At 70.8% G+C, this 26,301-nt stretch carries 28 protein-coding genes; 10 read left to right on the top strand and 18 right to left on the bottom strand.

Translation table 11 applies throughout. From position 1 onward, the window contains the following. Positions 1 to 54 precede the first annotated feature (54 nt). The 5 genes from EAS64_RS18680 to EAS64_RS18660 form a co-directional block, all read right to left on the bottom strand. A complete protein-coding gene (locus EAS64_RS18680) occupies positions 55 to 630 on the bottom strand; it encodes a peptidoglycan-binding domain-containing protein (RefSeq protein ID WP_145854303.1) in 576 nt (191 codons plus the stop codon). 137 nt (positions 631 to 767) lie between these two features. Beyond that, on the bottom strand, positions 768 to 3,110 hold the full coding sequence (locus EAS64_RS18675; RefSeq protein WP_187365998.1) for a heavy metal translocating P-type ATPase: 2,343 nt from the start codon (positions 3,108 to 3,110) through the stop codon (positions 768 to 770). Further along, complete coding sequence (locus tag EAS64_RS18670) at positions 3,107 to 3,334, bottom strand: heavy-metal-associated domain-containing protein (RefSeq protein WP_145854302.1); 228 nt, start codon at positions 3,332 to 3,334, stop codon at positions 3,107 to 3,109. Before EAS64_RS18670 ends, EAS64_RS18675 begins: the two co-directional genes overlap by 4 nt. A 16-nt stretch (positions 3,335 to 3,350) precedes the next feature. Continuing rightward, positions 3,351 to 3,632 (bottom strand): metal-sensitive transcriptional regulator, encoded by a 282-nt coding sequence (locus tag EAS64_RS18665; RefSeq protein ID WP_145854299.1) that lies wholly within the window; start codon positions 3,630 to 3,632, stop codon positions 3,351 to 3,353. 325 nt (positions 3,633 to 3,957) lie between these two features. Further along, positions 3,958 to 4,173 carry a hypothetical protein gene (locus EAS64_RS18660; protein ID WP_145854297.1) on the bottom strand — a complete coding sequence of 72 codons (216 nt, stop codon included), beginning with the start codon at positions 4,171 to 4,173 and terminating at the stop codon, positions 3,958 to 3,960. Positions 4,174 to 4,204: 31 nt separating this feature from the next. Here EAS64_RS18660 and EAS64_RS18655 point away from each other — a divergent pair, with 31 nt between their 5' ends. The 4 genes from EAS64_RS18655 to EAS64_RS18640 all read left to right on the top strand — a co-directional run bounded on the left by EAS64_RS18655 (position 4,205) and on the right by EAS64_RS18640 (position 7,494). Continuing rightward, positions 4,205 to 4,435 (top strand): hypothetical protein, encoded by a 231-nt coding sequence (locus EAS64_RS18655; protein ID WP_145854295.1) that lies wholly within the window; start codon positions 4,205 to 4,207, stop codon positions 4,433 to 4,435. Positions 4,436 to 4,827: 392 nt separating this feature from the next. Next, entirely contained in the window at positions 4,828 to 5,544 is a 717-nt protein-coding gene (locus EAS64_RS18650; protein WP_145854293.1) for a class F sortase, read from the top strand. A 91-nt stretch (positions 5,545 to 5,635) separates the two neighbouring features. Next, positions 5,636 to 6,154 carry a MarR family winged helix-turn-helix transcriptional regulator gene (locus tag EAS64_RS18645; RefSeq protein ID WP_145854291.1) on the top strand — a complete coding sequence of 173 codons (519 nt, stop codon included), beginning with the start codon at positions 5,636 to 5,638 and terminating at the stop codon, positions 6,152 to 6,154. 47 nt (positions 6,155 to 6,201) lie between these two features. Continuing rightward, the gene (locus tag EAS64_RS18640; RefSeq protein WP_145854289.1) at positions 6,202 to 7,494 is read left to right on the top strand and encodes an MFS transporter; all 1,293 of its coding nucleotides are present in this window, start codon (positions 6,202 to 6,204) and stop codon (positions 7,492 to 7,494) included. Between the two features lie 239 nt (positions 7,495 to 7,733). On the opposite strand, the gene EAS64_RS18635 is transcribed toward EAS64_RS18640, so the two are convergent. The 8 genes from EAS64_RS18635 to EAS64_RS18600 all read right to left on the bottom strand — a co-directional run bounded on the left by EAS64_RS18635 (position 7,734) and on the right by EAS64_RS18600 (position 15,870). Further along, positions 7,734 to 8,732: an alpha/beta hydrolase gene (locus EAS64_RS18635; protein ID WP_145854288.1), complete on the bottom strand. Its 999-nt coding sequence runs from the start codon at positions 8,730 to 8,732 to the stop codon at positions 7,734 to 7,736. 101 nt (positions 8,733 to 8,833) lie between these two features. After that, positions 8,834 to 9,946, bottom strand: coding sequence for a hypothetical protein (locus tag EAS64_RS18630; protein ID WP_145854286.1), 1,113 nt, complete (start codon positions 9,944 to 9,946; stop codon positions 8,834 to 8,836). Continuing rightward, positions 9,943 to 10,293, bottom strand: a complete 351-nt coding sequence (locus EAS64_RS18625; protein WP_145854284.1) for a PadR family transcriptional regulator — start codon at positions 10,291 to 10,293, stop codon at positions 9,943 to 9,945. The genes EAS64_RS18630 and EAS64_RS18625 overlap by 4 nt, the downstream gene beginning before the upstream one ends. 122 nt (positions 10,294 to 10,415) lie before the next feature. Further along, positions 10,416 to 11,093, bottom strand: a complete 678-nt coding sequence (gene rnhB / locus EAS64_RS18620) for a ribonuclease HII (protein WP_145854282.1) — start codon at positions 11,091 to 11,093, stop codon at positions 10,416 to 10,418. A gap of 82 nt (positions 11,094 to 11,175) precedes the next feature. Next, complete coding sequence (gene thrS / locus EAS64_RS18615; RefSeq protein WP_145854280.1) at positions 11,176 to 13,155, bottom strand: threonine--tRNA ligase; 1,980 nt, start codon at positions 13,153 to 13,155, stop codon at positions 11,176 to 11,178. Positions 13,156 to 13,289: 134 nt separating this feature from the next. Continuing rightward, the gene (locus EAS64_RS18610; RefSeq protein WP_222849404.1) at positions 13,290 to 14,075 is read right to left on the bottom strand and encodes an ABC transporter ATP-binding protein; all 786 of its coding nucleotides are present in this window, start codon (positions 14,073 to 14,075) and stop codon (positions 13,290 to 13,292) included. Positions 14,076 to 14,242: 167 nt separating this feature from the next. After that, positions 14,243 to 15,061: an ABC transporter permease gene (locus tag EAS64_RS18605; protein WP_145854278.1), complete on the bottom strand. Its 819-nt coding sequence runs from the start codon at positions 15,059 to 15,061 to the stop codon at positions 14,243 to 14,245. Continuing rightward, positions 15,058 to 15,870, bottom strand: coding sequence for an ABC transporter ATP-binding protein (locus tag EAS64_RS18600; protein ID WP_145854276.1), 813 nt, complete (start codon positions 15,868 to 15,870; stop codon positions 15,058 to 15,060). Before EAS64_RS18600 ends, EAS64_RS18605 begins: the two co-directional genes overlap by 4 nt. A 137-nt stretch (positions 15,871 to 16,007) precedes the next feature. On the opposite strand from EAS64_RS18600, the gene EAS64_RS18595 reads away from it, so the two are divergent. Both EAS64_RS18595 and EAS64_RS18590 read left to right on the top strand, forming a co-directional pair. Then, positions 16,008 to 16,823 carry a TetR/AcrR family transcriptional regulator gene (locus tag EAS64_RS18595; RefSeq protein ID WP_145854274.1) on the top strand — a complete coding sequence of 272 codons (816 nt, stop codon included), beginning with the start codon at positions 16,008 to 16,010 and terminating at the stop codon, positions 16,821 to 16,823. Positions 16,824 to 16,833: 10 nt separating this feature from the next. Next, positions 16,834 to 17,760 (top strand): NYN domain-containing protein, encoded by a 927-nt coding sequence (locus EAS64_RS18590; RefSeq protein ID WP_145854272.1) that lies wholly within the window; start codon positions 16,834 to 16,836, stop codon positions 17,758 to 17,760. Between the two features lie 26 nt (positions 17,761 to 17,786). On the opposite strand, the gene EAS64_RS18585 is transcribed toward EAS64_RS18590, so the two are convergent. Further along, positions 17,787 to 18,407 (bottom strand): DinB family protein, encoded by a 621-nt coding sequence (locus tag EAS64_RS18585; protein WP_145854270.1) that lies wholly within the window; start codon positions 18,405 to 18,407, stop codon positions 17,787 to 17,789. A gap of 130 nt (positions 18,408 to 18,537) precedes the next feature. Here EAS64_RS18585 and EAS64_RS18580 point away from each other — a divergent pair, with 130 nt between their 5' ends. Then, positions 18,538 to 19,365 (top strand): SAM-dependent methyltransferase, encoded by an 828-nt coding sequence (locus EAS64_RS18580; protein ID WP_222849403.1) that lies wholly within the window; start codon positions 18,538 to 18,540, stop codon positions 19,363 to 19,365. Between the two features lie 11 nt (positions 19,366 to 19,376). Here EAS64_RS18580 and EAS64_RS18575 read toward each other — a convergent pair whose 3' ends face one another. Both EAS64_RS18575 and EAS64_RS18570 read right to left on the bottom strand, forming a co-directional pair. After that, positions 19,377 to 19,847: a group II truncated hemoglobin gene (locus EAS64_RS18575; RefSeq protein ID WP_145854268.1), complete on the bottom strand. Its 471-nt coding sequence runs from the start codon at positions 19,845 to 19,847 to the stop codon at positions 19,377 to 19,379. Between the two features lie 10 nt (positions 19,848 to 19,857). Beyond that, positions 19,858 to 20,346 carry a beta-class carbonic anhydrase gene (locus EAS64_RS18570; RefSeq protein WP_145854266.1) on the bottom strand — a complete coding sequence of 163 codons (489 nt, stop codon included), beginning with the start codon at positions 20,344 to 20,346 and terminating at the stop codon, positions 19,858 to 19,860. A 101-nt stretch (positions 20,347 to 20,447) separates the two neighbouring features. Here EAS64_RS18570 and EAS64_RS18565 point away from each other — a divergent pair, with 101 nt between their 5' ends. Continuing rightward, positions 20,448 to 21,677, top strand: coding sequence for a serine hydrolase domain-containing protein (locus EAS64_RS18565; protein ID WP_145854264.1), 1,230 nt, complete (start codon positions 20,448 to 20,450; stop codon positions 21,675 to 21,677). A 40-nt stretch (positions 21,678 to 21,717) separates the two neighbouring features. On the opposite strand, the gene EAS64_RS18560 is transcribed toward EAS64_RS18565, so the two are convergent. Next, the gene (locus tag EAS64_RS18560; RefSeq protein WP_145854262.1) at positions 21,718 to 22,164 is read right to left on the bottom strand and encodes a universal stress protein; all 447 of its coding nucleotides are present in this window, start codon (positions 22,162 to 22,164) and stop codon (positions 21,718 to 21,720) included. A 243-nt stretch (positions 22,165 to 22,407) separates the two neighbouring features. On the opposite strand from EAS64_RS18560, the gene EAS64_RS18555 reads away from it, so the two are divergent. Beyond that, the gene (locus EAS64_RS18555) at positions 22,408 to 22,893 is read left to right on the top strand and encodes an SRPBCC family protein (protein WP_187365997.1); all 486 of its coding nucleotides are present in this window, start codon (positions 22,408 to 22,410) and stop codon (positions 22,891 to 22,893) included. Positions 22,894 to 22,986: 93 nt separating this feature from the next. Here the strand turns inward: EAS64_RS18555 and EAS64_RS18550 are convergent, their stop codons facing one another. Beyond that, the gene (locus EAS64_RS18550) at positions 22,987 to 25,041 is read right to left on the bottom strand and encodes a sigma-70 family RNA polymerase sigma factor (protein ID WP_145854258.1); all 2,055 of its coding nucleotides are present in this window, start codon (positions 25,039 to 25,041) and stop codon (positions 22,987 to 22,989) included. Positions 25,042 to 25,184: 143 nt separating this feature from the next. Here EAS64_RS18550 and EAS64_RS18545 point away from each other — a divergent pair, with 143 nt between their 5' ends. Continuing rightward, positions 25,185 to 26,300 (top strand): thaumatin family protein, encoded by a 1,116-nt coding sequence (locus EAS64_RS18545; RefSeq protein WP_187365996.1) that lies wholly within the window; start codon positions 25,185 to 25,187, stop codon positions 26,298 to 26,300. Position 26,301: the final 1 nt, after the last annotated feature.

The raw sequence follows: 26,301 nt of genomic DNA, 5'->3' as shown, positions 1-26,301 counted from the left end.
CGTGGCGTGCCGGGCGGAGCCACGCACCCGTTCGGTGTGCGCCTGGTTTTGAACTTAGAAGGACAGGGACTCGGTGACCAGGGCCTGCCAGGTGTTCTTGCCGACCACGCCGTCCACCTTGAACCCCTCGGCCTTCTGGAAGCCGCGCACCCAGGTGTCGGTCTTCTTGCCGAAGATGCCGTCCACGTTGAGCGAGTGGCCGTTCTTGCCGTTGCGGAAGTTGGCCTGGTCCTGAACCGCGCGGACGGCGGGGCCCTTGCTGCCGAGCTTGACGGTGACGATCAGGGCGTTCCAGGTCTTCGAGCCGACCACGCCGTCGGCGGTGAGGTGGTGCGCCTTCTGGAACTTGATCACGGCCGCCTTGGTCCGGACGCCGAACACGCCGCTGACGGGGATCTTGGCCCCGTGCTGTACGAGCAGGTACTGCAGCGAGCGGACGGTGACGAGCGGCCAGTCGGCGTTCTTGCCCTGGCGGAGCACCGGCCACGGCTGGAGCTTGGCTGCCGTGACCGACACGGCCGCGATGGGCGCCCGCGGCGCCGCTGCCGCGGTGGACGCAGGGATCGCGATGCCGGCGGCGATTGTTCCCGTGGCCAGCACGACCGCGCCGATTGTCTTCTTGGTGATCATCGTTGACACCTCCACGGGATCCCTTCCGGGTCTCCCGCACACGAAGAATGGTTAAGAAGTAGTTAGCTCGGGGCCGCTTGGTTCACACAAGTGCCACTACTGGAGACGCAGAAGGTTAAGAAAAGGTTGGGGTGAAGTTACGCAGTTGGGGTGAAGCTACGCAGCCGCAGGCTGCTTGTCACCACGAAGACCGAACTGAACGCCATCGCGGCGGCCGCGATCATCGGGTTGAGCAGGCCGCAGGCGGCGAGCGGTATGGCCGCCACGTTGTAGCCGAACGCCCAGGCGAGGTTGCGCTTGATGGTGCCGAGCGTCCTGCGGGATAGCGCGATGGCGTCGGGCACAGCGCGCAGGTCCCCGCTGACCAGGGTCAGGTCGCTGGCCTCGATCGCGACATCCGCCCCGGTTCCCATCGCGAGGCCGAGGTCGGCCTGGGCGAGCGCGGCGGCGTCGTTGACACCGTCGCCGGCCATCGCGACGGTGCGGCCCTGCTCCTGCAGCCGCTTGATCTCGTCGACCTTCTCGCTCGGCAGCACGCCGGCGATCACCCGCTCGATCCCGGTCGCGCGGGCCACGGACCTCGCCGCCCGCTCGTTGTCGCCGGTGAGCAGGACGGGGGTGAGGCCCATCTTCTTGAGCCTGGCGATCGTTTCCGCGGCGGCCGGCTTGACGGTGTCGGCTACCACGAGGACGCCGCGGACCTGACCGTCCCAGGCGATGAAGACGGGCGTCTGGCCGGCTTCCTCAGCCCGCTCGGCGTGCGCGGCCAGGATTTCCGGTACGGCATGGCCGGCGAGCTCGTCGCTGGTGGCCAGCCAGGTCGCACGGCCCGCGAGTACGGGGAGGCCGTCCACGATGGCGCGGACGCCAAGGCCGGCGTGCGCGGAGAAACCGGTGACGCTTGGGAGGTGATTGCTGGCCGCCAGCGGAGCCCCGGCGGCGAGCCTGGTGCTGGCGCCCGCGGTGATGGCCGCGGCGATCGGGTGCTCGGAGCCGGATTCCACGGCGGCGGCGAGGCACAGCAGTTCGCTCTCCGTCACGCCGGCGGCAGGATACGCGGCGGTCAGCGCCATCACGCCGGTGGTGACCGTGCCGGTCTTGTCGAGCACGATGGTGTCGGCCCTGCGGGTGTCCTCCAGGACCTCGGGTCCCTTGATCACGATACCGAGCTGCGCGCCGCGGCCGGTGCCGACCAGGATCGCGGTCGGGGTCGCTAGTCCCATCGCGCAGGGGCAGGCGATGATCAGCACGGCGACCGCCGCGCTGAACGCGCTCGCCGCCGGCTGTCCCGCCGCGAGCCAGCCGGCGACCGTCGCGGCGGCGAGCGCGAGCACGGCGGGGACGAAGACGGCGGAGATCCGGTCGGCGAGCCGCTGCACCGGCGCCTTGCCCGCCTGTGCCTGGGTGACGAGCCTGGCGAGCTGCGCGAGCTGGGTGTCCGCGCCGACCCGGGTGGCCCTGACCAGCAGCCGGCCGCTCGCGTTAACGCTGCCGCCGGTCACCGCGTCGCCCCGGCCCACCTCGACGGGGACGGGCTCGCCGGTCAGCAGCGAGATGTCCACGGCGGAGACCCCCTCGACGACGACGCCGTCGGTGGCGACCTTCTCCCCCGGCCGGACCACGAACTGGTCGCCGACGGCGAGTTCGGCGGCGGGAACGCTGACCTCGCGGCCGTTCTTCAGCACGGACGCCTGCTTCGCGCCGAGGTAGAGCAGGGCGGTGAGCGCGGCTCCCGCGGCACGCCGCGACCGCGCCTCCAGGTACCGGCCGAGCAGGATCAGCGTGGTGACCCCCGCGGCTACCTCGAGATAGCTATCCGCGCCGCCGGTGCACAGGGCGTAGAGCGACCACAAGGTCGCTGCTGTCACCCCGAGCGAGACGAGCGTGTCCATCGTCGCCGCGCCGTGCCGCGCGTTTACCGCCGCGGCCCGGTGGAACGGCCAGGCGCCCCAGGTCGCGACCGGGAGGGTGAGGGCGAGCGAGACCCATTGCCAGGCCGGGAATCGCAGCGCCGGGACCATGGCGAGCACGGCGACCGGGATGGCAAGCGCGGCGGAGACGAGCAGCCTGCGGCGCAGCTGGACGGTTCCGCCGGCCGGGATCCGGTTCGCCGCGCCGGCCGGCGCGGACCGGCCCGGCACGTCCCGGCCCAGTGCTTCCCAGCCCGGCGCGTCCTGGCCCGGCGCGGATTCGGCGGATGCGGACTTGCCGGATGCGGATTCGTCCGATGCGGGCTCGCTCCGCGTCCCGGTGACGGATGCGACCGCAGCCGTCGCGGGGAGCGCCGCGGTGTACCCGGTCTTCTCCACGACGGCGATCAGGTCGCCGGCGGTGAGCGTCTCGGGGAAGCTCACCGAAGCGGTCTCGGTCACCAGGTTGACGGTCGCGGTCACGCCGTCCAGCCTGTTCAGCTTCCTCTCGACCCGCGTCGCGCACGAGGCGCAGGTCATCCCGCCGATGAGGAGGACGGCGCTGCTCATGCCCCGGCGCCGGCCAGGCGGTAGCCACCGGCCTCGTCGAGGGCGGCGGCGACCGCGTCGATGCCGAGCGGCGCGCCCGCGGTCACGGTCACGTCCGAGGTGCCGCCGGGAACCAGTCGCACGGTCACGGCGGCGACGCCGTCCAGGCTCTCGATCTCGCCGGCGACCGCGCGAACGCAGTGCTCGCAGGTCATGCCCGTGACCTGATAAGTGGTCGATGTCATCGTCGTCTCCCCGCGATCAGGACTTCACGAGGCGGGCGATCGCCTCGGACGCCTCGCGGACCTTCGCGGCGGCGACGTCGCCGCCCTCGGCTGTCGCCTGCGCCACGCAGTGACCCAGGTGGTCCTCGAGCAGCCCGAGCGCGACGGACTGCAGCGCGCTCGTGACAGCGGATACCTGGGTGAGGATGTCGATGCAGTACTTGTCGTCCTCCACCATCTTCTGCAGGCCGCGGACCTGCCCCTCGATCCGGCGCAGCCGCGTCAGGTAGCGGTCTTTCTCTGGCGTGTATCCGTGCACGTCTCACCTCCAGGCACTCACGGTCACCATACCATACCCCCGCAGGGTATTGGCCTCTGGGTGTGGCGGGCCGGCGCCCGGGGGGGCGGGGCCGAAATGTGGGCCGGGCGAGGCCGGAATGCGGGGCCGGGCGGGGCGGCGCCGGAATGCGGGATGGGCGAAGCGTGATGCGCGGGATAGCGGGGCGGCGGTAGTAATATCGAAAATGTCCTTGCTTTCCCCGGGATCATGACACCGGAAACTGCAAGGGATTCGAAAAGTTGATCTTGCAGGCGGCTTCGCCGGGTAATAAACAGACGAGAATCCCGGCTTAACGGCATTGCGGCTAGCGGTCGGCCGGTTCCCTGTCTTGCTGCCTGTCCGCCGCGGGACGTCCGGCCGCGAGGCGCCTGCGCAGGCGCCGGCGGTAGGCCAGTGTGCCCAGGCCGGCCAGGATGGCGGCGCCGCCGGCACCGAACAGGACCCCGTCCTGAAGGCCGGCCGTGCCGCCGCCGCCGGTCTCCGGCGCCGTGGTTGGGAACGGGCGGGTCGACGGGATCACGGTGTGACTGTTCGCGGGGTGCGTCGCGGCGGTGCTGGTCGGGTGGGGCGTCGCCGGGTGCGACGCGGACGAGGTGTGCGACCCATACGAGGCGTGCGACGCCGACGCGGTTGACGTGTGCGACGCCGCCGGCGTGCCGGACGCAGGCGCCGAGGCATGGGCGGAGGTCTTGGCGGTGGCGGTCGATGTGCCACTCGACCCGGCCGAAGCCTTGCTCGAGGCTCCCTGGCCGGTCGGCGACGGGGTGCGCGTGCCCGCGTGAGTGGCCGACGATCCCGGCGTCCGCGGCGTCGGCGTGACAATGGTCGGAGTGGCTGACCCGCTACCGCCGATGCACCCGGAGACGGTCACCGCGAGGAGCACCGCCCCCGCGGCGGAACGTCCCGCCAATAGCCATCTGGTATGCGCGTCCGGCATGGTCAGGCGCATCTTCATGAACCCTCCTCCGATTTGAAAAAGGTTCAGCACACGGGTTCTCCACCGGACCGGGAGCATCTCGGACGGTGCATTTCCCGCGGCCCCTGACAGCCGCATAGACGACCCTATATAGCGACGCCTGTGTACGGCTTGGCCGGGCAATGGCGTGTTTTTCATTTCGACATTAGGCTACGCGAGTAGCACGCATTGCGGAAGAGAACGGAAAGGCACCCGCCTTTGGGAAGCTGGCCGCGGATCGCCGGGCTGCGCGTGGTCATGTCCTGGCCGGACAGCGAATTCGCTCCCCCGCAAGCGCCGCGCGGCCAGGCCAGGATCCGGCTGGCGGGACTGCTCGGGATAAGCCTGATCGCCGGCGGCGCGCTTGCCATCGTGGTCGCCCTGGCCGCCCAGGTGCACGCCCCCGCGCCCGCGGCCGCTGCCGCCGGTACGACCGGGCGGGGCGGCGCGAAGGCGCCGCCGCTGCGCCAGTCGCTCCCGGTTTCCGTCGCGATCCCCGCGATCGGCGTCCGTTCCCGGCTGCTCCGCGTCGGGCTCAACCCCGACGGCACGATCCAGGTGCCCTCGCTTGTCAGGAGCGCCGACGAGGCCGCCTGGTACAAGTACTCGGCGACGCCCGGCCAGCCGGGTACGGCCGTGATCGAAGGCCACGTGGACAGCTACCACGGGCAAGCGGTGTTCTACCGGCTCGGCGCGCTGCGGCCGGGCAACCGCATCGAGGTGACGCTCGCCGACGGGGTTACCGCTGTCTTCCGCGTGACGGGCGTGCGGGAATACGCCAAGGACGAATTCCCCGCGAAAATCGTCTACGGCCAGGCCGGATACCCGGCCCTTCGGCTGATCACCTGCGGCGGCGACTTCGACCCCGCAACCGGTCATTACCTCAGCTCAGTCGTAGTTTTCGCCTCGCTTGACTCCGTCGCGCACCAGTCGTAGCCGGGGGGCGGGGCGGAGTCGCGCAACCGTTCGGGATCGATCTGGGCGGTGGCGGCTGACCAGATGCATAAGCATGTGATATAAATATCTTATGGATAGTGCACCGGGAGCCGAGCTCGGCGACGCCCTCGCGGCGGCGCTCGCGGTCAACCTCGAGCGCATCGTCGGGCTGTACCGCTCGCTGAGCCCGGCGAGCGGCCTGTCGATGACCGCGGCCGCGACCCTGGCCAGCGTCGAGCGCTTCGGCCCGCAGCGGCTGACCGTGCTCGCCGCCCGCGAGGGCGTCACCCAGCCGGCCATGACCCAGCTGATCAGCAGGCTCGAGGAGTCGGGGCTTGCGCGCAGGGAGCCGAGCCCGGAGGACGGGCGGGTCGTGCTGGTGGTCATCACCGACGACGGCCGTGCCACGCTGGCGCGCCGCCGGGCGGTGCGGGCGGAACGGCTGGCCGCCATCATCGCGCAGCTCGACCCGGACCACCGGGCCGCGCTGGCCGGTGCGCTGCCCGCGCTCGACGCGCTCGCGAACGTCCCCCGCGCCGACGACCCGCCCGCCCCCGTCGGGACCGGGCCGGGGTCCGCCGGACCAGGGCCGGTGTCCGTCGCCCGCTGATCACCGCAATGCACAGCAATCGCCGTACCCGAGGAGTACCGCTTCACATGAGTGGCGCAAGTCACGGCTCAGCAGTGAGCCCATTCAAGCAGCCAAAGGCCGTGTTCGCGGTCGCGTTCGCCTGCGTCGTGTCCTTCATGGGCATCGGCCTGGTGGACCCGATCCTGCCGGCGATCTCCAATCAGCTGAACGCCTCACCGAGCGAGACCACCCTGCTGTTCACGTCGTACCTGGTCGTGACGGCGGTCGCGATGCTCATCACCAACTGGGTGTCGAGCAGGATCGGCGCGAAGCGGACGCTCATCGCCGGCCTTGTGCTCATCGTGATCTTCGCGGCGCTCGCCGGGTCGTCCGGCTCGATCAGCGACATCATCGGCTTCCGGGCCGGCTGGGGTGTCGGCAACGCGCTGTTCATCGCCACCTCGCTCGCGGTCATCGTCGCCTCGGCGAGCGGCGGGTTCGCCGGCGCGATCGTGCTGTACGAGACCGCGCTCGGCTTCGGCATCGCGATCGGCCCGCTGCTCGGCGGCACGCTCGGCAACATCTCCTGGCGCGGCCCGTTCTACGGCGTGTCCGTGCTGATGGCGATCGCGCTCATCGCCACCGTGGTCCTGGTCGAGCCCACCCCGGTGCCGGCCGTCAAGACCAGCCTGACCGCGCCGCTCAAGGCACTGCGGCACCGCGGCCTGCTCACCATGGGCCTCACCGCGCTCTGCTACAACTGGGGCTTCTTCACCATCCTCGGCTACGCGCCGTTCCCGATGAACCTGTCGCCGATCAGGCTTGGCTTCGTGTTCTTCGGCTGGGGCATCTGCGTCGCGCTGTTCTCGGTGTTCGGCGCCTCATGGCTGCAGGCCCGGCTCGGCATCGCCCGCACGATGTACCTGAACTTGTCGATCTTCGCGCTGATCTCGCTCGGCATCGCGATCTGGGTGCTGAACACGCCGGTCTTGATCACCCTGGTGATCCTGTCCGGCGTCGTGTGCGGCGTGAACAACACGGTCACCACGCAGGCCGTGATGACCGTCTCCCCTGTCGAGCGGCCTGTCGCGTCGGCGGCCTACAGCTTCGTCCGGTTCATCGGCGGCGGCCTCGCGCCCTACGTGGCCGGGCGCCTTGTCGCCGACATTAACATCCACGTGCCCTTCTACCTGGGCGCCGGCGTCATCGTGCTCGGCATCGGGATCCTGACCACCGGCCACAAACTCCTCGGCGACGCCGAGCGGGTGCAGGCCGAGGCCGCCTCGGCCGCCCTGCACTCCGGACCGGCCGAGGTGGCGGCGGAGCGGGAGCTCGAGGCCGACGAGAAGGCCGAGGCCCTGGCCGGCGACGCCGACTAACACCATCCGCCCGAACGGGTTCGGCTGACCCCGGTCGCCCCCGCAAACACTGACGGCAGCCAGGGAACGCGCGTTCCCTGGCTGCCGCCGCATCGGCACGCGACTGTGCTTAGCCGACGACCACCTTTTCGGCTCTGCTTAACTGGCGACCACTTCCGCGTCCGATTCGCGGCTTTTGTCGCGCGGTCGGCTAAGCAGAGTGGTCTTTTCGTGGCCTGTTCACGGGTGAGGCGTTGCCGTCAGGCTGTCGTGAGGTGGCGGGCCAGGAAGGCCAGAGACGGGGGTTCCTGGGCGGTGAAGAACGGGCCGGTGTGGCAGCCGTTGCCGAAGTAGAGCTGGGCCGGGACGCCGCCCGGGTTCTCCGGCAGGGCGCGGACCAGGGTCTGGACACCCGGGTAGAAGGGGTCGCCGTAGCCGGAGGCGATGCGGACCGGGACTTTGGCCAGGGCTGCCGCGTGCGTGACGGCATCGTCGGCAGCGAAGTCCGCCGCGCTGGCGTACGCGCCCGGGTTCGCGGCCTTTGCCTGGGCGTAGCTGGTCCAGATCGCCGGGGAGATCGCCGCGGCGGCAGCGATCAGCTGCGGGTGCTTCTCGGCGACAAGCAGAGCGCCGTAGCCGCCCATCGAGATGCCGAGCACGCCGATCCGGCGCTTGCCCGTGCCGAGCTTCTTTCGCTGGCACAGCGGTATCAGCTCGCCGGTGAGCATGGCCTGCGGGTTGTCGCCCGGATGCGGGTTCCAGTAGCCGCCGCCGCCGTCCACGGTGACCATGGCCATCGGCGGGAGCGGCCGTCCCGCCACGCGCAGGGCCAGCGCCTGGGCGGGTGTCATGCCGGAGATCGTGGTCTTGTGATTGCCGCCGAAGCCGTGCAGCGCGATGACGAGCGGCAGCCGGTCGCCTGGCCCGTGTCCCGGCGGGTAGGCGATCGTGTAGCCGACTCTGGTACGCCTGGCGGCCGACTGGAAGGTGCCGTCGTACTGCGGACCCGGCTCCGCGTACCTGGTGAGGTCGGGGGCGGCGACGTCGCAGGCGCCGTCGAGCTGGTCGAGTTCGCTCTTGCCGGGCAGGACGCCGCGCTCGATGAGCTCGAACCCCGCCGCGCCGGCCACCGCGAGCGCCGCGATCCCGGCGAGGCCGTAGCCGAGGACCCGGCGGCGGGAGGGGTGACCGGGTCGCGCCCCGGGCGTGGCCTGGGGCTCGGTGCCATACCCCGGCCGCCCGCCCCGCTGTTGCGTCATGCCTGGACTATATCGGATTCCGGTACACCGGAAACCGATATAGCGAAGGTGGCAGCCAGGCGGGCGGGGCTGCCACCGTCATCGGATGGACGCGGGTAACTTCAGCGACGCGGACTGGCTAGGGTGCGGCGGGCGGTGCGGGACGCCGCCACGGCGGTGGTCAGGGTCAGGCTCAGGATTACGGTGCTCGCGACATTGACCCAGCCCGCATGGAACAGGGCGGTGCCGCCAGCCAGCGGGCCGTCGGCGGTGAGCCAGGCCGCGCACAGCGCGAGGAACGCGGTCATGACGATGCAGCAGGCCAGGCCGAGGCGGGCCTCGAACCGGGCCAGGCGCGGCGACAGGCCAGTCCTCCTGACCAGGATCACCGCGCTGGCCACCGCGACGGCGAGCAGCAGCGGGCTCAGCTCCATCCAGGCGAGCTCCGCACCGGGGAATGCGGAGAGCACGCCCGGGTGCGCCCAGTAGGCACTGACGAACAGGGTGACCGCCCAGATGAACGCGGCGAGCCCGCCGGGGACAGGGCTGTGCAGGCCGCCGGTGCCGATCCAGTTGTTCTCCAGCGACCGGCCGCCGATGACCAGCGCGGTCAGCGCGGCGACCAGGGTAACCGCGGGGACGGCGAGCCGGATGCGCTGGGCCGCTGTCCCCGGGCCAGCGAGCCGGGCGGCAACCGTGACGAGGACCGGCAGCGCGGCGAATACGCCGAGTGCGAGCAGCGCGATGATGGCCGCCGAGGTGCCAAGGGTGGCGTTCCTGTCGGCGGCAAGCAGCGGCACGGCGGCCCCTGGCTGCTGCCGCCTGGCCACCCATACCCAGCCGATGAGCAGCTGCGACCACTGGGCGGCACCCACGATGAGGAACACCGCGCTCGCCGCGCCGAGTGTGCCGAGGCTCGCGGCCACGTGCCTGCCGCGGGCCGCGGCCGGGTCGCCGGGGGGCACGGCGGGGGCGGCACCGGTAAGGCCCGCACCGGCGAGCCGAGCGAGCAGCCCGCCCTTGGCGACGTCGAGGGTGCGGCCAAGCGAGCGTGGCCGTTCGGCGATGTCGCTGACGAGCAGTTCGGTGAACTCCTCGCCGTACCGGTCCCGCCACGGGCGCGGGTACCAGAGCAGCAGCTGGGCCGCCCGCAGCCGGGAGACTGCCTCGGCAGCGGCATCGGCATCGGCGGGGCCGCCGGCGGGTACGGCTGTCCCGTCGTCGGCCGGGGTCACGCTCTCCCCCAGTTGGCTGCGAGGCGGCGCAGCCCCGTCTCGGTGGCCCGGCGCTGCGCAGCCAGATGTGCCCGGAGCGCCGCGGCACCCGCCGCGGTCAGCCGGTAGGGCCGGCGCCGGTCCTCCGCCTCGAGCGCCTCGATCATCCCCTGCGACTCGAGCCGCGCGAGGGCTTCGTACAGCGTGCCGGGCGCGAGCCGCACCCCGGCGAATTCCTCGACGTCCTTGGTCAGCGCGTACCCGTGCTTCGCGCCCTCGGCCAGGCTGGACAGGATCAGCGTGGCAGGTCCGGCATAGCGCCCGAAGCCGACCAGGCCGGCGTCGTCGGCGGTGTCTCGGTTAGCCATGCTGCCAGGCTATATCGCCTCTCGGTAGATCGCTAGCCGATACATCGAAGAGGCGCAGGCCTGGGGGGCGCCTATCAGCCGGAGGCGCGGTGGCCGCCGACGGCGGCCACCGGGTGCCGCCGTCAGATGAGGGTTAGCTGGCCCTCGACGGCGGGGCGGTGGATGCGCAGGTGACGCCACTGCGGCAGGTCGTCGAGGTAGGCCCAGGAGAGCCGGTGGTACGGGGTCGGGCCGAGCTCGGCCAGGGCCTGCTGGTGCGCCGGGGCCGGATAGCCGGCGTTGTCGGCGAAGGCGAACTCCGGGTGGTCCGCGTCGAGGCCGGCCATCAGGCCGTCCCTGTGCACCTTGGCGATGACGGACGCGGCGGCGACGGACACCGAGCGCAGGTCGGCCTTGACCGCCGTGCGCACCCGCCACGGCCGGCCGATGTAGTCGTGCTTGCCGTCGAGCAGCACCACGTCCGGGCGCAGCGGTAGCGCGCCGAGCGCTCGGCGGGCGGCCAGCCGCAGCGCCGCCGTCATACCGAGGGCGTCGATCTCCTCGTGGCTGGCCGCGCCGATCGCGTGCGCGGTGAGCCAGCCGGGCAGCACCGCCGCCAGTTCCTCGCGCCTGCGCTGCGTCAGCCGCTTGGAGTCGGTCAGCCCTGCCGGAGGCTCGGGAAAGCCGGGACGGGCGACCGCGGCGCAGACCGCGACGGGACCCGCCCACGCGCCGCGGCCCACCTCGTCCACGCCGGCGATCGTGATGCCGCCCGCGGCGGCGAGCTCACGCTCGATCTCGTAGCCGGGCAGCTCTCCCATGAGCACCCATGATGCCGCGCGGCATGCCAGGGCGCGGCGCGAATCGCCGTGATCGCGCCGGCCCGGCATGGGTCGGGACAGATCAGACCTGAGCCCGGCTTTGCACCGCGGCCACGATCTCCTCGATCGCCTCCGCGATGGGTACGCCGTTCTTCTGCGCGCCGGAGCGGTACCGGAACGAGACGGCGTTCGCCGCCACGTCGTCGTCGCCTGCCAGCAGCATGAACGGGACCTTCTGCTTCTGCGCGGTGCGGATCTTCTTCTGCATCCGGTCGCCGCTGTCATCGACCTCGACGCGGATGCCCCTGGCGCTCAGCTGCGCGGCGACCTCGTTCAGGTACGGCACGTGGCTGTCACCGATCGGGATGCCCACCGCCTGCACCGGCGACAGCCACGGCGGCATGGCGCCCGCGTAGTGCTCGATGAGCACGCCCATGAACCGCTCGATCGAGCCGAACAGGGCCCGGTGGATCATGATCGGTTCCTGGCGGGTGCCGTCGGCGGCGGTGTACTCGAGGCCGAACCGCTTGGGCTGGTTGAAGTCCAGCTGGATGGTCGACAGCTGCCAGGACCTGCCGATCGCGTCGCGCGCCTGGACGGAGATCTTCGGCCCGTAGAACGCGGCGCCGCCCGGGTCTGGCACCAGGTCGAGGCCGGACTCCTCGCCGACCTGACGCAGCGTCTCGGTGGCCGACGCCCACTCCTCATCGGACCCGATGAACTTGTCCGAGTCGCCGCGGGTGGACAGCTCGAGGAAGAAGTCGTCGAGGCCGTAGTCGCGAAGCAGTTCGAGCACGAAGGTGAGCAGGAACTTCAGCTCGTCCTTCATCTGCTCGCGGGTGCAGTAGATGTGCGAGTCGTCCTGGGTCAGCCCGCGAACCCGGGTGAGGCCGTGCACCACGCCCGACTTCTCGTAGCGGTAGACGGTGCCGAACTCGAACAGCCGCAGCGGCAGCTCGCGGTAGGACCGGCCGCGGGCACGGAAGATCAGGTTGTGCATCGGGCAGTTCATGGCCTTGAGGTAGTACTCGCTGCCCTCAAGCTCCATCGGCGGGTACATGGTGTCCGCGTAGTAGGGCAGGTGCCCCGAGGTCTCGAACAGCTGGCCCTTGGTGATGTGCGGGCTGTTCACGAACGAGTAACCGGTCTGCTCGTGCCGCCGCCGCGAGTACTCCTCGAGCTCGCGGCGGATGATGCCGCCCTTGGGGTGGAACACCGGCAGGCCCGAGCCGATCTCCTCGGGGAAGGAGAACAGGTCCAGCTCCGCGCCGAGCTTGCGGTGATCGCGCCGCTCGGCCTCCTCGAGCATCTTGAGATAGTCGTCCTGCGCCGCCCTGGTTTCCCATGCGGTGCCGTAGATCCGCTGCAACTGCGGGTTCTTCTCGCTGCCGCGCCAGTACGCGCCCGCGTTGCGCATCAGCTTGAACGCGGGGATGTGCTTGGTGGAGGGCACGTGCGGGCCGCGGCACAGGTCCTTCCAGCGCAGCTCGCCGCTCTTCGCGTCCACGTTGTCGTAGATGGTGAGCACGCCCGCGCCGACCTCGGTCGACGCCTCGTCGTCACTGCCGGTACTGCCCTTGATGCCGATCAGCTCGAGCTTGAACGGCTCGTTCGCCAGTTCCTGGCGGGCCTCGGCGTCGGTGACCTCGCGACGGACGAACCGCTGCCCCTGCTTGACGATGTCGCGCATCCGCGACTCGACCGACTTCAGGTCCTCGGGTGTGAACGCGCGGTCCACCTGGAAGTCGTAATAGAAGCCGTTCTCCACCGGCGGGCCAATGCCGAGCTTCGCCTCGGGGAACGCCTGCTGCACCGCCTGTGCCATGACATGCGCGGTCGAGTGCCTGATCACCGCGCGGCCGTCGGGCGAGTCGGCGGCGACCGGTTCCACCGCGTCACCGTCGCCGAGCACCCAGGCGAGGTCGCGGAGCTGACCGTTGACCCGGGCGACGACCACGTCCCGCTCACCGTCGAAGAGGTCGCCTGCGGTAGTCCCCGTCGTCACCTCGCGCTCATTCCGCTGGGCGTTGCGGTCGAGCACTTGGATCTTGATCTGGGACACGGCGCTGCCTCACGTTACGTCGGAATCGGATGACGGACCACGGATGACCGGGTTCGGATGACCAGGTTCTGCTGGCGAACCTGACTCGATGCTACCCGTGGACGGTACGCGCCCAGAAAGCAATTACCCCTTGTCTACTTGCCGTTCCCGTCCTGGACCGCCTGCTCACCCAGGTAGCTGCTGAGCACGAGCTCCGGGTTCGCCTTGAGCGCCGCGACGTCGCCGTGGGTGGTGATCTCGCCGTGCGAGAGCACGAAGCCCCGGTCGGCCACGGTCAGCGCCAGCTCAACGTGCTGCTCGACGAGGAGCACGCCGCAGCCGCTGTCCTTGGCGTAGTCGCGCACAACCGGGAGCAGCCGCTCGACGATGATCGGCGCGAGACCGAGGGATAGCTCGTCGATCATCAGCAGCTTCGGCCGCCTGGCGAGGGCCCTGCCGAGCGCGAGCATCTGCTGCTCGCCGCCGGACAGCAGGCCGGCCCGGCGGCCGCTGAGCTGTTCAAGCGCAGGGAAGTAGCGGTAGGCGGCCGCCGCGTCGAGCGTCTCGCCGCGGGAGGCGAGCCTGAAGTGCTCCGCCACCGTGAGGCCGAAGAAGACGCCACGCCCCTCAGGGACGTGCGCCACGCCGAGCCTGGCCCGCGCGTCCGGCGACGTGCCCTTCAAGTCGGCGCTGTTGAACAGCACCCGGCCGCGCATCGGCTTGACGATGCCGGAGATGGTCATCAGCGTGCTCGTCTTGCCCGCGCCGTTGGCACCGAGCAGGGCGACCACCTCGCCTGGCCGCACGGAAAGGCTGATGTCGCGCAGCACCGCCGCTCCGTTGTAGCCGGAGGTCAGGCCGTCGAGCTCGAGGACCGGTTGCGCAGTCGCCGCTGCTGCCGCGTCGCCCGGCTGCGTCGCGTTGCCGTCGTCCGTCATCATGCCGCTCCCGTCGACGCGTGCCCTCAGGTAGGCCGCGATTGACGCTAACTGTGACGTATGGGGCTGTCAACGGCGGCCGACGCCGATCGCCGAATGACGATGCGCTCCGCGGTACCCGGAACCGCGCGGAGCGCATCGCGTTAAGCATTTCCACGAGCGGGATACGGTCAGTGGCTCGCCGTGCGGTGCCTGAAGAGCCAGCTGGCGAGTGACGCGGCGGCCACCAGGATGGCGCCGAAGTAGATGACGGCGAGCAGCGCCTCGTGCCCGAGTGCCGCACCGGTCGAGGTGTGCCCCATCCACAGCCCGCGCATGGTCTCGATGACCGGCGTGAACGGCTGGTTCGCGGCGATCGGCCGCAGCCCGGCGGCCATCGTGCCCGCCGGGACGAAGGCGCTGCTGAGATAGGGGATGAACATCAGCGCGAAGGTGGCGCCGTTGGCCGCCTCCGGGCTGCCCACCACCAGGCCGAAGCAGGCCGCGAGCCAGGACATGGCGCTGATGAACAGCACGATCATCGCGATCGCGCCCAGCCAGTCGAGCGGGCTCGCCACCGGGCGCCAGCCGACGCCGAGGCCGACGGCGATCACCAGCGCGGTGGCGAGCAGGTTGCGCGCCAGGCTGGCCATGATCTGCCCGGCGAGCACCGACCAGGCGGTGATCGGCATGGACCGGAACCGGTCGACGATGCCGCTGCTCATGTCGGTGGCGACCGCGACCGCCGTGGTGCCCGCGCCGAAGCCGGCGCACAGCACAATCAGTCCAGGCACCACGTAGTTGACGTAGCCGCCGTGCGAGCCGACGCCGGCCTCGAAGGCGCCGCCGAAGACGTAGACGAACAGCAGCATCAGGGTGACCGGCAGCGCCAGCGCGGTAATGAAGGCCTCCGGGTCGCGCACCGAGCGGCGCAGGCTGCGGCCGACCATCACCAGGGCATCGGACAGGAAATAGGCGGGGCTCTTGGCGGGCTGGTAGACGGCGGTCATCGGGTCACTCCCGTGGCGTAGTCGGTCACATTGCGGTCGGCGGCACTGTCGCTGGCTGAGCTGTCGTCGGAAGCGGTCAGGGCGAGGAAGACCTCGTCCAGGCTCGCCACCCCGAGGCCCGACTTGAGCTGGCCCGCCGTCCCCTCGGCCACGATCCGGCCCTGGTGCAGCACGGCGATGTGGTCGGCGAGCTGCTCGGCCTCGGCGAGGTACTGGGTGGTGAGCAGCACCGTCACGCCGTCGTCCGCCAGGCCCTTGACGGCCGACCACAGCTGGTCCCTGCTGCGCGGGTCGAGTCCGGTGGTCGGCTCGTCGAGGAACAGCAGCTCCGGCCGGACGATCATGCTTGCTGCCAGGTCGAGGCGGCGGCGCATGCCGCCCGAGTAGGTCTTGACCAGGCGGCGGCGCGCGTCGGCCAGGTCGAACGCGGCGAGCAGCTGGGTCACCCTGTCCCGCGCCGCGCGCGGCGGCAGGTGGCGCAGCCTGGCCATCATCCGCAGGTTCTCCTCGCCGGTCAGCATGTTGTCCACAGCGGCGTACTGGCCGGTGAGGCTGATCGCGCGGCGCACGCCCACCGGATCCGCGAGCAGGTCATGACCGGCGACGGTGGCGCTGCCGCCGTCCGGGCGCAGCAGCGTGGCGAGTATGCGGATCAGCGTGGTCTTGCCGGCGCCGTTCGGCCCGAGGAGGGCGACGATCTGCCCTGCGGCGACGGCCAGGTCGACCCCGTCGAGGACGGTTTTGGACCGGAAGGCCTTGCGTATGCCGACCGCGTTCAGTGTTGGAACCGCATTAACTGTGTACGTCATACATGGAATAGTATGCGTCATATACAGTTTGTCAAGGAGTCCGGTGACTGCGAGGGCGGGGGAACGCTGGACCCGTTCGGGCAAAGGATTTTGATCTTGGCGTAGCGTGAATCGCCGAGCGTGAAGGGAGGACGCGGATGGCGGAGGAGACACCGGGGCAGGCCGCGCCACGGCCACTGCCCCCCGGGCTCGACCTGCTCTGGGGGCGGCGCGAGCGCGGCAGGCGCGGGCCGCGGCCCGGGCTGTCGGCGGAGGCGATCGTCAACGCCGCGGTCAGGCTCGCCGACGCCGAGGGGCTCGAGGCGGTCTCCATGGCCAAGGTGGCGGCCGAGCTCGGCTTCACCACGATGTCGCTGTACCGCTACGTGGCGAGCAAGGAAGAACTGCTCCAGCTGATGTGGAACGCGAGCGCGGTCGGCGCGGAGGAGCTTGTCATCGAGGGCCCCGACTGGCGGACCCAGCTGCGCGCCTGGGCGGTCATCCAGCGGGACATGCTCGACCGCCATCCGTGGATCACCCAGATGCCGATGGCCGCTCCCCCGGTGGCGCCGAACTCACTGCACTTCGTCGAGCGCGGACTCGGCACGCTGGACGGGACCGGCCTCTCCGATCTGGACAAGCTCCGGATCATCGGCCTGCTCAGCTCCTACACGCTCAGCGAGGGGCGGATGGCCGCCGACGCGATGCGCGCCGCGAAGGCGGCGATGGAGGCGGGTTTCGCGGCTCCGGCGGCTTCGGCGGACGCGGATGCTGGTCAGCTGCCCGCTGGCGGGCCGCCGGACAGCTTCGAGGCACTGCTGCGGGAACTCGTCGACGAGAAGACCTACCCGCACCTGTACAGGATCGCCTGGGATCCGGCGCCTGACGAGCAGCTGACCGAGCGGGAGCAGTTCCTGTGGGGCGTGGAGACCATACTCGACGGGGTCCAAGCGCTCATCGAGCGGGCCGGCTAGCTTTGGCCGCATGGCCACGGAGAACACTGCACGGCTCGCGGTGCTCATCGACGCGGACAACGCGCAGCCGTCCATCACCACCGGACTGCTCGCCGAGGTCGCCAAGTACGGCACCGCGCACGTCAAGCGCGCATACGGCGACTGGACCGGACCGAACCTGCGCGGCTGGAAGGACCAGCTGCTCGCGCAGTCAATCCACCCGATCCAGCAATTCGCCTACACCAAGGGCAAGAACGCGACCGACGCGGCCATGGTGATCGACGCCATGGACCTGCTGTACTCGGGGCGGTTCGATGGATTCTGCATAGTGTCGAGCGACAGCGACTTCACCAGGCTCGCCCAGCGGCTGCGCGAATCCGGCCAGATCGTGTACGGATTCGGTGAGCACAAGACGCCCAAGTCCTTCGTCGCCGCGTGCGACAAGTTCATCTACGTCGAGAACCTCCAGTTCGACGAGGACGAGGAGCTCCCGGGCGCCGAGGTCAAGCCGACCAGGCGCACGCCCATGACGGCCGCCGAACTGAAGCAGGACAGCGAGCTCACCGGCTTGCTGCGTGGCGCCGTCGAGGCGGCGTCGGACGACGACGGCCTCGCGCCGCTGTCGGCCATCGGCAACATCATCACCAACCGGCGCCCCGACTTCGACTCACGCAGCTACGGCTACGCCAAGCTGAGCGACCTGATCAAGGCCACCGGGCTGTTCACTCTCGAGCGGCATGCCCCGGCCGGCGCCAAGCAGGCGATCGTCTACGCGCGCGAGAAGCGGCGGGTGCCTGCCGCGAAGACGCCCGCGGTGCGGGTGCCCGCGGCGAAGGCGCCGGCCGCGAAGGCTTCGGCGGCCAAGAACGCCGGGGATGCCGGGGGTACCGGCGCGGCCGGGTCAGCCGGGAGGCGGAAGACCCCGGCGAAGCCGGCGAACGTGAAGGTCGTCTCCTGACGGTGCGGCCTCAGGCTGGGCAGACCTTAGGGCTGCTGAGTCCGGTAGAGGTCACGCAGCAGGGCGATCTCACCGCCGTGGTGCAGCACCTCCTGGTTGACCCACCAGACGATGTCGATGAACATGTCCCCGGCGTCGCTGCCATAGGGGTAGCTGCTGTACCCGACGGTGTCGAGCGCGGCATCGTCACAGCTCAGCAGCGCGTCGCGCCATGCCTCGACAGCCTGGGCGAAGGCGGCGACGGCGCCGTCCGCGTCCCCGTTCGTCACGTAGCCGTCCTTGGTCAGCGACCGGCTGCCCGCGGTGTGGTCGGCGCGCAGCGCGAGCATCTCGCTGAGGTGGCTGAGCCGCCAGGCGATCGTGGTGAACGGCGGCGGGTACGGCTCGGCGTCGCGATAGCCGTCCCTGCCCCAGTCACCACCGCCGACGAGCCAGGTCGCCCGCGGTCCCGGGCCTTCCGCGTGACGGCGGACGGACCAGGCGCCGGGGACCGGCTCCCACAGGTACTCCGCCGTGGTCAACGGCGACACCGGGACCGGCGATCCGTTGCCGCTGTCCACCTCGGGCCCTGTCATCCGGTTGATCAGCCGCAGGCAGCCCCAGTCGTACTGCTCAAGCAGCGGAGCGAGGCGCGGGGGTATGTCCATGGGTCCATCATGCCCGAGGCCCGTCAGGCCGTCGGGACGTGGGAACGCCGCTGGGGTCCAGGTTCCGGCACGATGAGGTTGTTACTACGATGGACAGGAATGGACGGAAAGTCACGCAGAAAGGGGCGAAGTGACTTCGAGGGTGCCGGACATCGCGGACGACAACCAGCCGGGCGGCCAGCGCGGGTTCGACCCGAGCGTGCCGAGCCCGGCGCGGATGTGGAACTACTGGGTGGGCGGCAAGGACCACTTCGCCGCCGACCGGGACGCCGCGTCCAGGATCGCGGAGGCGATGCCAGGGCTGCCGCTCGTCGCCCGGTCCGTGCGGAAGTTCCTCATCGCCGCCGTGCACACCCTCGCCGCGGAGTACGGGATCAGGCAGTTCCTCGACATTGGCACCGGGCTCCCCACCGCCGACAACACGCATGAGGTGGCGCAGGGGGTAGCGCCAGAGTCCCGGATCGTCTACGCGGATTACGACCCGTCGGTGCTCGCCCACGCCAGGGCGCTGCTGACGAGCACCCCCGAGGGCAGGACCGACTACATCGAGGCGGACCTCCGGGACACCCGCACGATCCTGGAAACGGCCGCCAAGACGCTCGACCTGAGCAAGCCGGTCGCCATCTTGCTGCTCGCCGTGCTGCACTTCATCCCGGACGAGGACGACCCGTACGGTATCGTGCGGACGCTGCTTGACGCGGTGCCTTCCGGCAGCTACCTGGTCATCGTGCACGCGCCAAGCGACCTCGACCCGGAAGAGATGGCCGAGCAGACCCGCCGGTACAACGCGTCGGGCGCCGAGCGGATGCGCCCGCGCAGCCGGGAGGAAATCAGCCGGTTCTTCGACGGGCTCGAACTGATCGCGCCGGGCGTCGCGCCGCTGTCCGATTGGCTGCCGCCCGGTCAGGCCAATATCGCCAGCGGCAAGGGCATCGCGGGCATCGCACGCAAGCCCTGACGGCCGCTGCGCTAGCCCTTGTCCAGCGCTTCTCGCTCGAGGCCATCCCAGGACCAGCGGGGCAGCGGCAGCCCGGAAGGAATGTCGGTGTCATCGGGATGGGACATCGCCACGGTGTCAACCGCCCAGTCGATGTAGGCGCGGATCGCGGCGCGGAACTCCGGGTCGTCCGGCCAGCCGGCGTCGTCTGCCGCGAGCATGAAGCAGTCCGCGAACCGGCGGCCGAGGTCGGACATGTCGCCGTTGCCCGCGTGCAGCCACACCACGTGGCTCTGGTTAGCGCACTCGGCCGAGTAGCTGGCCGGGCCGCCGAAGGCCTCGGCCAGGTACGCGGCGAGCCGCTGGGTGTGCTGCGGATGCTGGCCCGGATGCGAGAACGGGTGGTTCAGCTCCGGATCGGCTAGGCACCGCTCATGCAGCGCCGCGGCGAACGGCTCGAACGCCCGCTCGCCGCCCGCGAAGTCATAGAGGCTCTGTCGCATATCGCCGAGCCTAGATCACCTCGCTGAGCTTGCCCGTATCCACGTCGAAGACGAAGCCGCGGATCGCGTCCTTGTGCGGGATGAACGGGCTCGCCTTCAGCCGGCCGATCGACTGCCTGACGTCCGCGGCGGCGTCGGTGAAGGCCTCGACGGCCCACGGCGGCCTGATGCCGGTCTCCGCCTCGAGCGCGCCCTTGAAGTCATCCTCCGTGGTCTTCTGCATGCCGCAGTCGGTGTGGTGGATGAGCATGATCTCGGTCGTGCCGAGCAGCCGCTGGCTGATGGCCAGGGAACGGACCACGTCGTCGGTGACCGTACCGCCGGCGTTCCTGATCACGTGCGCTTCGCCGCCGGTGAGGCCGAGCATGGGAAAGATGCGCATCCGCGAGTCCATGCAGGCGACCACCGCCACGTGCTGCGCCGGCCGCACCGGCTGCCCGCCGACGTGGTCCTGCGCGTACTCCTCGTTGCGGGCGAGGTAGTCGTCGATGGCGCTCATGCGTTATGTCCTCCTGCGAACGGTCGTGGCGCACGCCGATGAGAATGGGGACGCTGGATCGTCTTACCCATGCCGCACCATAACGACGCGGGAGGGTACGCATGACAGGCGGGTTCACCGACGATGGCCTCGCGGCGCTCGACGCCGCGCTCGCCCGGCACACGGCATCGGGCGCGGTGCCCGGTCTTGTCGCACTCGTGGCGCGCGGCGGGCAGGTCCACATCACCACCGCCGGGCATCCGTCGCTCGGGGACGACGCGCCCATCGGCCGCGACGCGATCTTCCGCATCGCATCGCTGACCAAGCCGGTCACCGGCGTGGCGGCGATGCTGCTCATCCAGGACGGCGCGATGGCGCTCGACGATCCCGTCGCACCCTGGCTGCCAGAACTGAGCGAGCCGCGGGTGCTGCGGTCCTACGACGCGGAACTGTCCGACACGGTGCCCGCAGAGCGGGCGATCACGGTCGAGGACCTGCTCTCGTTCCGGCTCGGGTTCGGCAGCATCTTCACGCCGAAGCCGCTGCCCATCCTCGAGGCGGAGCAGGCGCTCGAGCTCAAGACGCTCGGCCCGCCGTGGCCGCCGACCAGGCACACGCCCGACCAGTGGATCGCGGCGTTCGGATCGCTGCCGCTGCTTGACCAGCCGGGCGAGCGCTTCAGGTACAACACGGGCGCGACCCTGACCGGCATCCTCATCGAGCGGGTTGCAGGGGCCCCGTTCGCCGAGGTGCTGAGCAAGCGCGTCTTCGAGCCGCTCGGCATGACGGACACGGCGTTCTGGGTGCCCTCGGGCAAGATGGGCCGGTTCACCACCATGTACGCACCGTCCCAGGCCGCCAGGCACTTCGGCGGCAGCGGTGCGGACGGGGCGGAGCTCACGCTGATCGACCGTCCCGACGGCTGGTACGCCGTGCCGCCGTCGCTGCCTGACGGCGCCGCGGGCCTCGTCTCCACGATCGACGACATCGGGGCGTTCGCAGCCATGCTGGCCGCGGACGGCGGCGGGCTGCTGTCACCGTCGTCGGTCGCGCTGATGCTCAGGGACCGGGCGACCGCGCGGGACCGGGCGGAACAGCCGTGGTTCTTCGGCGAGCACCTCGGCTGGGGACTAGCCATGTCCGTGCCCGCCGACGGCGTCGCGCCCGACGCGGCAGCGGACGGGATGCCGCGCGGCTACGGCTGGGAGGGCGGCAGCGGCACCGCGTGGCGCAACGACCCCGCGACCGGGCTCACCGGCATCCTGCTCACCCAGCGGATGATGACGTCGCCCGAGCCTCCCCCCGTCGCCAGGGACTTCTGGTCCGCCGCCTACGCCGCGATAGCCAGGTAGTCTCGCCCTGCCGTGCTTAATCTGGGATTGAGGCCGCGCTTTATTCGGGCTTGGGGCCGCGGATGATCACCACCGGGCATTCCGCGTGCTGCGCGCAGTGCTGGCCGACCGAGCCGAGCAGCGCCCCGGTGAACCCGCCATGGCCGCGGTTGCCCACCACCAGCAGGCCCGCGCCCTTCGCGCAGTCGAGCAGCGCCTGCGCCGGATTGTCTTGCACCACGAGCGGCCGGATCTCGATGTCTGGCACCTCGTCAGCAACTGCGGCGATCGCCTGGCTGAGCTCGCTCGCCGCGGCCTTCTCCAAGTCCGGTATGGCGAGCGTCATCGCATACCCGTAGCCGTAGGCCGCGGGAATCTGCCAGGCGCACACCGCGTCGACCTCGGCGCCGGTCAGCGCCGCCTGCCTGACTGCCCAGGCGAGCGCCGCCTTCGACGAGGCCGAACCGTCAACGCCAACCACGATCCGCCCGCCCTGCACTTCGGCCATCTTCGTCCTCCGCATCACGTCCTTGGGTTACCGGACCCGGGCGCTCAACCGCCTCACCAGTAACTCCCTCACCTGCTGTCCTTCCCATCCTCGCGCCGGCCACGATCACCTCAATAGAGCCGATTGGCCCGATGGCCCGGACTTTGGTCCTATCGCGATTTACGGGGACTTACCGTGACTTGCGGGGACTTACGAAGACTTACGGAGATGGCCGCCGGGCGGTGCGACGGCTACGTTTTGCTCATGGCCCGGTCTCAATGGCACAGGTTCTACGCGACCTCCGTCGAGGCGCCGCCCGACGTGCTCTTCCGGCTGCTCTCCGACCTGCCCAACTACGCTGACTGGCTGCCAGGGTCGGCCGCGTACGGGCACACGACCGACGTCGAGCCGTATCCGGTGCAACAGGGCACCCGCTACCACGACGGGAAGCCCGGCGAGCCCGGCAAGGACTGGTGGGGCACGGTCACCGGATTCCAGCCGCCCGGGTCGGTGGACTTCCAGCACACCATCCGCGTCGCTCAGTTGATGGCGACCGTTGACGTGCACATCCACTACTCACTCGAGGCGGCCGACGGGGCCACGACCGTGACCAGGTGGCTGGTGCTCGACGTCGCGATGCCGGCCGTGTTCCGCCCGCTGCGGCCGCTGATCACCGCGGGCTTCGACAAGGAGAACGTGCGGACCATGGCCGCGCTGAAGGCCTACGCGGAATCCCGAGCCGCAGCGTAAGCGGACGCGGCTCCCCGGGCCGGTCGCGAACCTCGGGTGGCAGGATCGGCGGGGCTCGCGTGGATCCTGCCAGGCGAAGTGGCTGCGGGGAGGTTAGCGGGCGGATTCGAAGGCGCGGCCTACCTGGGTGGCGGACGGGCCGGGGTCGAAGAGGCCGGTGGTACCGCTGCCGGATGAGGTGGGCAGGGCGAACCAGGCGTAACGCTGCACGTAGGGCAGGCCGTCGAGCATGGTGGTCGCCGCGGTGAGGAAGGCGGCCTGTTGTGCCTCGGTGGGGAAGCTGGCGGTACCGCCGCTGTAGCTGGTCAGGGCGAACTCGGTGAGCCAGATCGGCAGGTGGTAGCGGTCGTAGATCGCCTGCAGGTAGCTCTGCAGCTCCTGGACCGCTGGGCCGGTGCGGAAATCGCCGCCGTACCAGTGCACGGCGATGAAGTCGACCCGGTAGCCGTCCTGCTTCGCGCCGGTCATGAACTGGTCGAGCCAGCCGCCAGCCGTGGCGGCGCCGGTCGCCACCGCGGGGCTGCCGAGCGTCATGCCCGTCGCCTGCAGCTTGGGCCACAGGGCCAGTGCCTGGGCCGGCGTCATGTTGGCCTGGCCTGCCATGTCCGGCTCGTTGAAGCCGAGCAGTATCTTCCCCTCGTCGCGCACCTGGGCCATGGTGGCGTCGGTGACGCTGGCGGCGCCCCAGATCATCGGCACGTAGCTCACGCCGGATGGGGCGGTGATGCCGTTCGGCGCCGAGCCCCAGTTGTAGTACCAGGAGGCGCCGGACTCGGCGAGTGCTTGCTGTGCCCCGGTGAAGTTCCAGGTGCTTACGCCTTTGCGCTGGCTGGTCAGGGTCACCGCGGGCGGCGTGCTCGCGGGCGGTGACGTCTTCGAGTGCGCAGGCGACGGCGATGCGGTCTTCGACGGGGCCGGCGGCTTGGACGAGTGCGTCGCCGACGGTATGACGCGCGCGGAATGGGTGACGAGCGGCACCGGGCGCAGCACGTGCGGCGATGCGGCGACGGTGGCCATCGCGGCGGGTGCTGCCGTGTGGTGTGTCTTGGCGACGGCGTAGGTACCGCCCGCCGCGCAGGTCACCACCGCGAGGGACACCGCAACCAGCTTCGGCTGCACCGACAGGGCGCCCTTGGAGAGCATCCTGACATGCCGCGCGTGCCTGGCCGCGCGGATGCCGCCGGTCACGTGTCCGGCCGCGCCCTGACCTGGTGTGCCCTGACCGGTGCCCGGCGCCGAAACCCCGTACGCCGGCTGGCCGGGCGTCGGGTAGCCGGGTCCGCCAGCGTGGCCAGGCTGGCCGGAGTAGCCGGCGTGCCCCGGATAGCCCGGCTGGGCCGGGTGGCCGGGCGTCCAGGGGCCGCCGGACGTCGCGAGGACGCGCCCGGCGAGGCCCGCGGGGACCGCGAGCAGCGGGAGGCCGCCGAGCAGTCGCTCGGCGGGGATCATGTCGGCGGTGCCCGCCAGGCACCACGCGCAGTCCCTGACATGCCTGGCCAGCCGCTTGCGCCAGAGCGGGCTCGGCTCGCCGTCCCAGCCCGCGACGATCACCGCGACGGCGGCGCACTGCGGTACCCGGCGCAGCGCATGCACCACCATGCGGGAGGTGAGCAGTCGCTCCTTCATCCGCGCCACCCGGACCGCGGCGTGCGCGGGCGAGATGCCGAGCCCGGCGGCCAGCTCCGCGCGGGCCAGCTGCCCCGCCGCCTCCTGCCACCACAGGGCGAGCACCGGCCGGTCCTCATCGTCGAGCCAGCGGGTTGCCTCCGCGGTCTCCAGGCGCTGGCCGGACAGGCCAAGCCGCTCGACGGTCTGGTCGGTGAAGTCGGGGACCGGCACGTCGGACTCCACCGCAGGCGGCCGGGCCAGCCGGTCCCGGTAGGAGTCGCGTACCTGCCGGATCGCGATCGCCACCAGCCAGGACCTGAACGCCGCCGGGTCGCGCAGCTCGCCGACGCCGCGGACCGCGCGCAGCATCGTCTCCTGCACCACGTCGTCTGTGTCGGAATGGCCGTTCATCGCCCGGCCGACGATGTTGTATACGAGCGGCAGCGAGGCGGCGGCGAGCGCGGCGAGCGCACGCGGGTGGCCGTCGCGTGCCGCGGTGACTGTCGCGAGGTCAGGGCCGTCAGCCGGTGGAGTTCGCATCACACCTAGGAGACACCACGCCACCCCGCGCATAACGGAAAATCCCGGGGCTAATTCTTACGTTCGCCGGTGATTTCCGTTATCCGCCGATGCTGCCGCCGTCTCCGGTACGAGAGTGAGCACAGTCAGGGAGGATGCGGACGATGTTCGGCGCGAATCGCGGACGCGGGTGCGGAGAACGGCGGCGCGGCACGCTCGCCGCCACGGCGCGGGCGGGGGCGGTGCTCGCCGTGCTCGTGCTTACGGCGGGCTGTGCGGCACTTGGCTCGGGGAACGGCGGCGGTGCGGCGGCGACCCTGGCCGCGCCGCGAACCGCCGCGAGTGCCGCGACCGCCACCATGGGCGCCCAGCCGGGCGCGTCGCGGACGGCCGCAGCCAAGGCGGGCAAGGCAGCGAAAAGCTCGGCGAAAGGCAAGGCCACGGCGAGCGGTTCCGCGGCGAAGCACGGCGGTACGCACTCGCCGGCGCCGGCCAGCACGCCGACAGCCGCGCCGTCCTCGGCCGCGCCCTCCCCCACAGACCCGGCGGCCTCCGCGCCACCCCCTTCGGGGGCCGCCGGCCAGCGCCTGGTGACGTTCGTCAACCACATGGCGCAGACCATCTGGGTCGCGGCGGCGCCGAGCGCGACCTCGCCGCTGTCCGCCACCGGCTGGGTGCTCCCCGCCGGCCAGAGCGTCACCATCACCGCGCCGAACAACCTGAACACCCGGTTCTGGGGCCGCACCGGCTGCGTGTTCAGCAGCGCGGGCACCGGGCACTGCCAGACCGGCGACTGCGGCGGCCTGTTCCAGTGCAAGGGCTTGGGCACGATCCCCGCGACGCTCGCCGAGGTCAACTTCGACGCCTGGCAGGGCATGGACTTCTACGACGTGTCGATGGTCGACGGCAGCAACCTGCCGATGTACATCAACATCACCAAGTCATCCAAGGGGACCGTCGACAAGATCAGCCAGAACGGGTGCGTGGCCGCAGGCTGCACCATGCCCGTCGACTGCCCGAGCGTGCTCGACGTGAAGGCGGACGGCAAGGTGGTCGCCTGCATCTCCGCGTGCGCCAGGCTGGGCGGCGACCAGTACTGCTGCCGCGGCCAGTGGTCATCGCGCGCCGCCTGCGACCCGGCGAAGTGGCCGGTCGACTATGCCGCCGTGTTCAAGAAGGCCGAGCCGTACGCCTACTCCTACGTGGACGACGACGCGACGAGCGTGTTCACCTGCTCGGGAGTGTGCGACTACCGGATCACATTCGGCCTCACGTCCTGAG

The organism is Trebonia kvetii, assembly GCF_007827045.1.
GTDB lineage: Bacteria > Actinomycetota > Actinomycetes > Streptosporangiales > Streptosporangiaceae > Trebonia > Trebonia kvetii.
The sequence above is the reverse complement of the archived record's forward strand: the minus strand, read 5'-3'. Positions and strand labels throughout refer to the sequence as shown.

Bases quoted from the DNA above. Each gene is read 5' to 3' on its own strand.
- EAS64_RS18585 (WP_145854270.1), bottom strand. From the start codon at position 18,407: ATGGACATACCCCCGCGCCTCGCTCCGCTGCTTGAGCAGTACGACTGG.
- EAS64_RS18590 (WP_145854272.1), top strand. From the start codon at position 16,834: ATGGCCACGGAGAACACTGCACGGCTCGCGGTGCTCATCGACGCGGAC.
- EAS64_RS18550 (WP_145854258.1), bottom strand. From the start codon at position 25,041: ATGCGAACTCCACCGGCTGACGGCCCTGACCTCGCGACAGTCACCGCG.
- EAS64_RS18545 (WP_187365996.1), top strand. From the start codon at position 25,185: ATGTTCGGCGCGAATCGCGGACGCGGGTGCGGAGAACGGCGGCGCGGC.
- EAS64_RS18575 (WP_145854268.1), bottom strand. From the start codon at position 19,847: ATGCGACAGAGCCTCTATGACTTCGCGGGCGGCGAGCGGGCGTTCGAG.
- EAS64_RS18645 (WP_145854291.1), top strand. From the start codon at position 5,636: ATGGATAGTGCACCGGGAGCCGAGCTCGGCGACGCCCTCGCGGCGGCG.
- rnhB (WP_145854282.1), bottom strand. From the start codon at position 11,093: ATGGGAGAGCTGCCCGGCTACGAGATCGAGCGTGAGCTCGCCGCCGCG.
- EAS64_RS18565 (WP_145854264.1), top strand. From the start codon at position 20,448: ATGACAGGCGGGTTCACCGACGATGGCCTCGCGGCGCTCGACGCCGCG.
- EAS64_RS18595 (WP_145854274.1), top strand. From the start codon at position 16,008: ATGGCGGAGGAGACACCGGGGCAGGCCGCGCCACGGCCACTGCCCCCC.
- EAS64_RS18560 (WP_145854262.1), bottom strand. From the start codon at position 22,164: ATGGCCGAAGTGCAGGGCGGGCGGATCGTGGTTGGCGTTGACGGTTCG.
- EAS64_RS18570 (WP_145854266.1), bottom strand. From the start codon at position 20,346: ATGAGCGCCATCGACGACTACCTCGCCCGCAACGAGGAGTACGCGCAG.
- EAS64_RS18600 (WP_145854276.1), bottom strand. From the start codon at position 15,870: ATGACGTACACAGTTAATGCGGTTCCAACACTGAACGCGGTCGGCATA.
- EAS64_RS18670 (WP_145854302.1), bottom strand. From the start codon at position 3,334: ATGACATCGACCACTTATCAGGTCACGGGCATGACCTGCGAGCACTGC.
- EAS64_RS18610 (WP_222849404.1), bottom strand. From the start codon at position 14,075: ATGATGACGGACGACGGCAACGCGACGCAGCCGGGCGACGCGGCAGCA.
- EAS64_RS18605 (WP_145854278.1), bottom strand. From the start codon at position 15,061: ATGACCGCCGTCTACCAGCCCGCCAAGAGCCCCGCCTATTTCCTGTCC.
- EAS64_RS18555 (WP_187365997.1), top strand. From the start codon at position 22,408: ATGGCCCGGTCTCAATGGCACAGGTTCTACGCGACCTCCGTCGAGGCG.
- EAS64_RS18635 (WP_145854288.1), bottom strand. From the start codon at position 8,732: ATGACGCAACAGCGGGGCGGGCGGCCGGGGTATGGCACCGAGCCCCAG.
- EAS64_RS18680 (WP_145854303.1), bottom strand. From the start codon at position 630: ATGATCACCAAGAAGACAATCGGCGCGGTCGTGCTGGCCACGGGAACA.
- EAS64_RS18640 (WP_145854289.1), top strand. From the start codon at position 6,202: ATGAGTGGCGCAAGTCACGGCTCAGCAGTGAGCCCATTCAAGCAGCCA.
- EAS64_RS18675 (WP_187365998.1), bottom strand. From the start codon at position 3,110: ATGAGCAGCGCCGTCCTCCTCATCGGCGGGATGACCTGCGCCTCGTGC.
- EAS64_RS18625 (WP_145854284.1), bottom strand. From the start codon at position 10,293: ATGGCTAACCGAGACACCGCCGACGACGCCGGCCTGGTCGGCTTCGGG.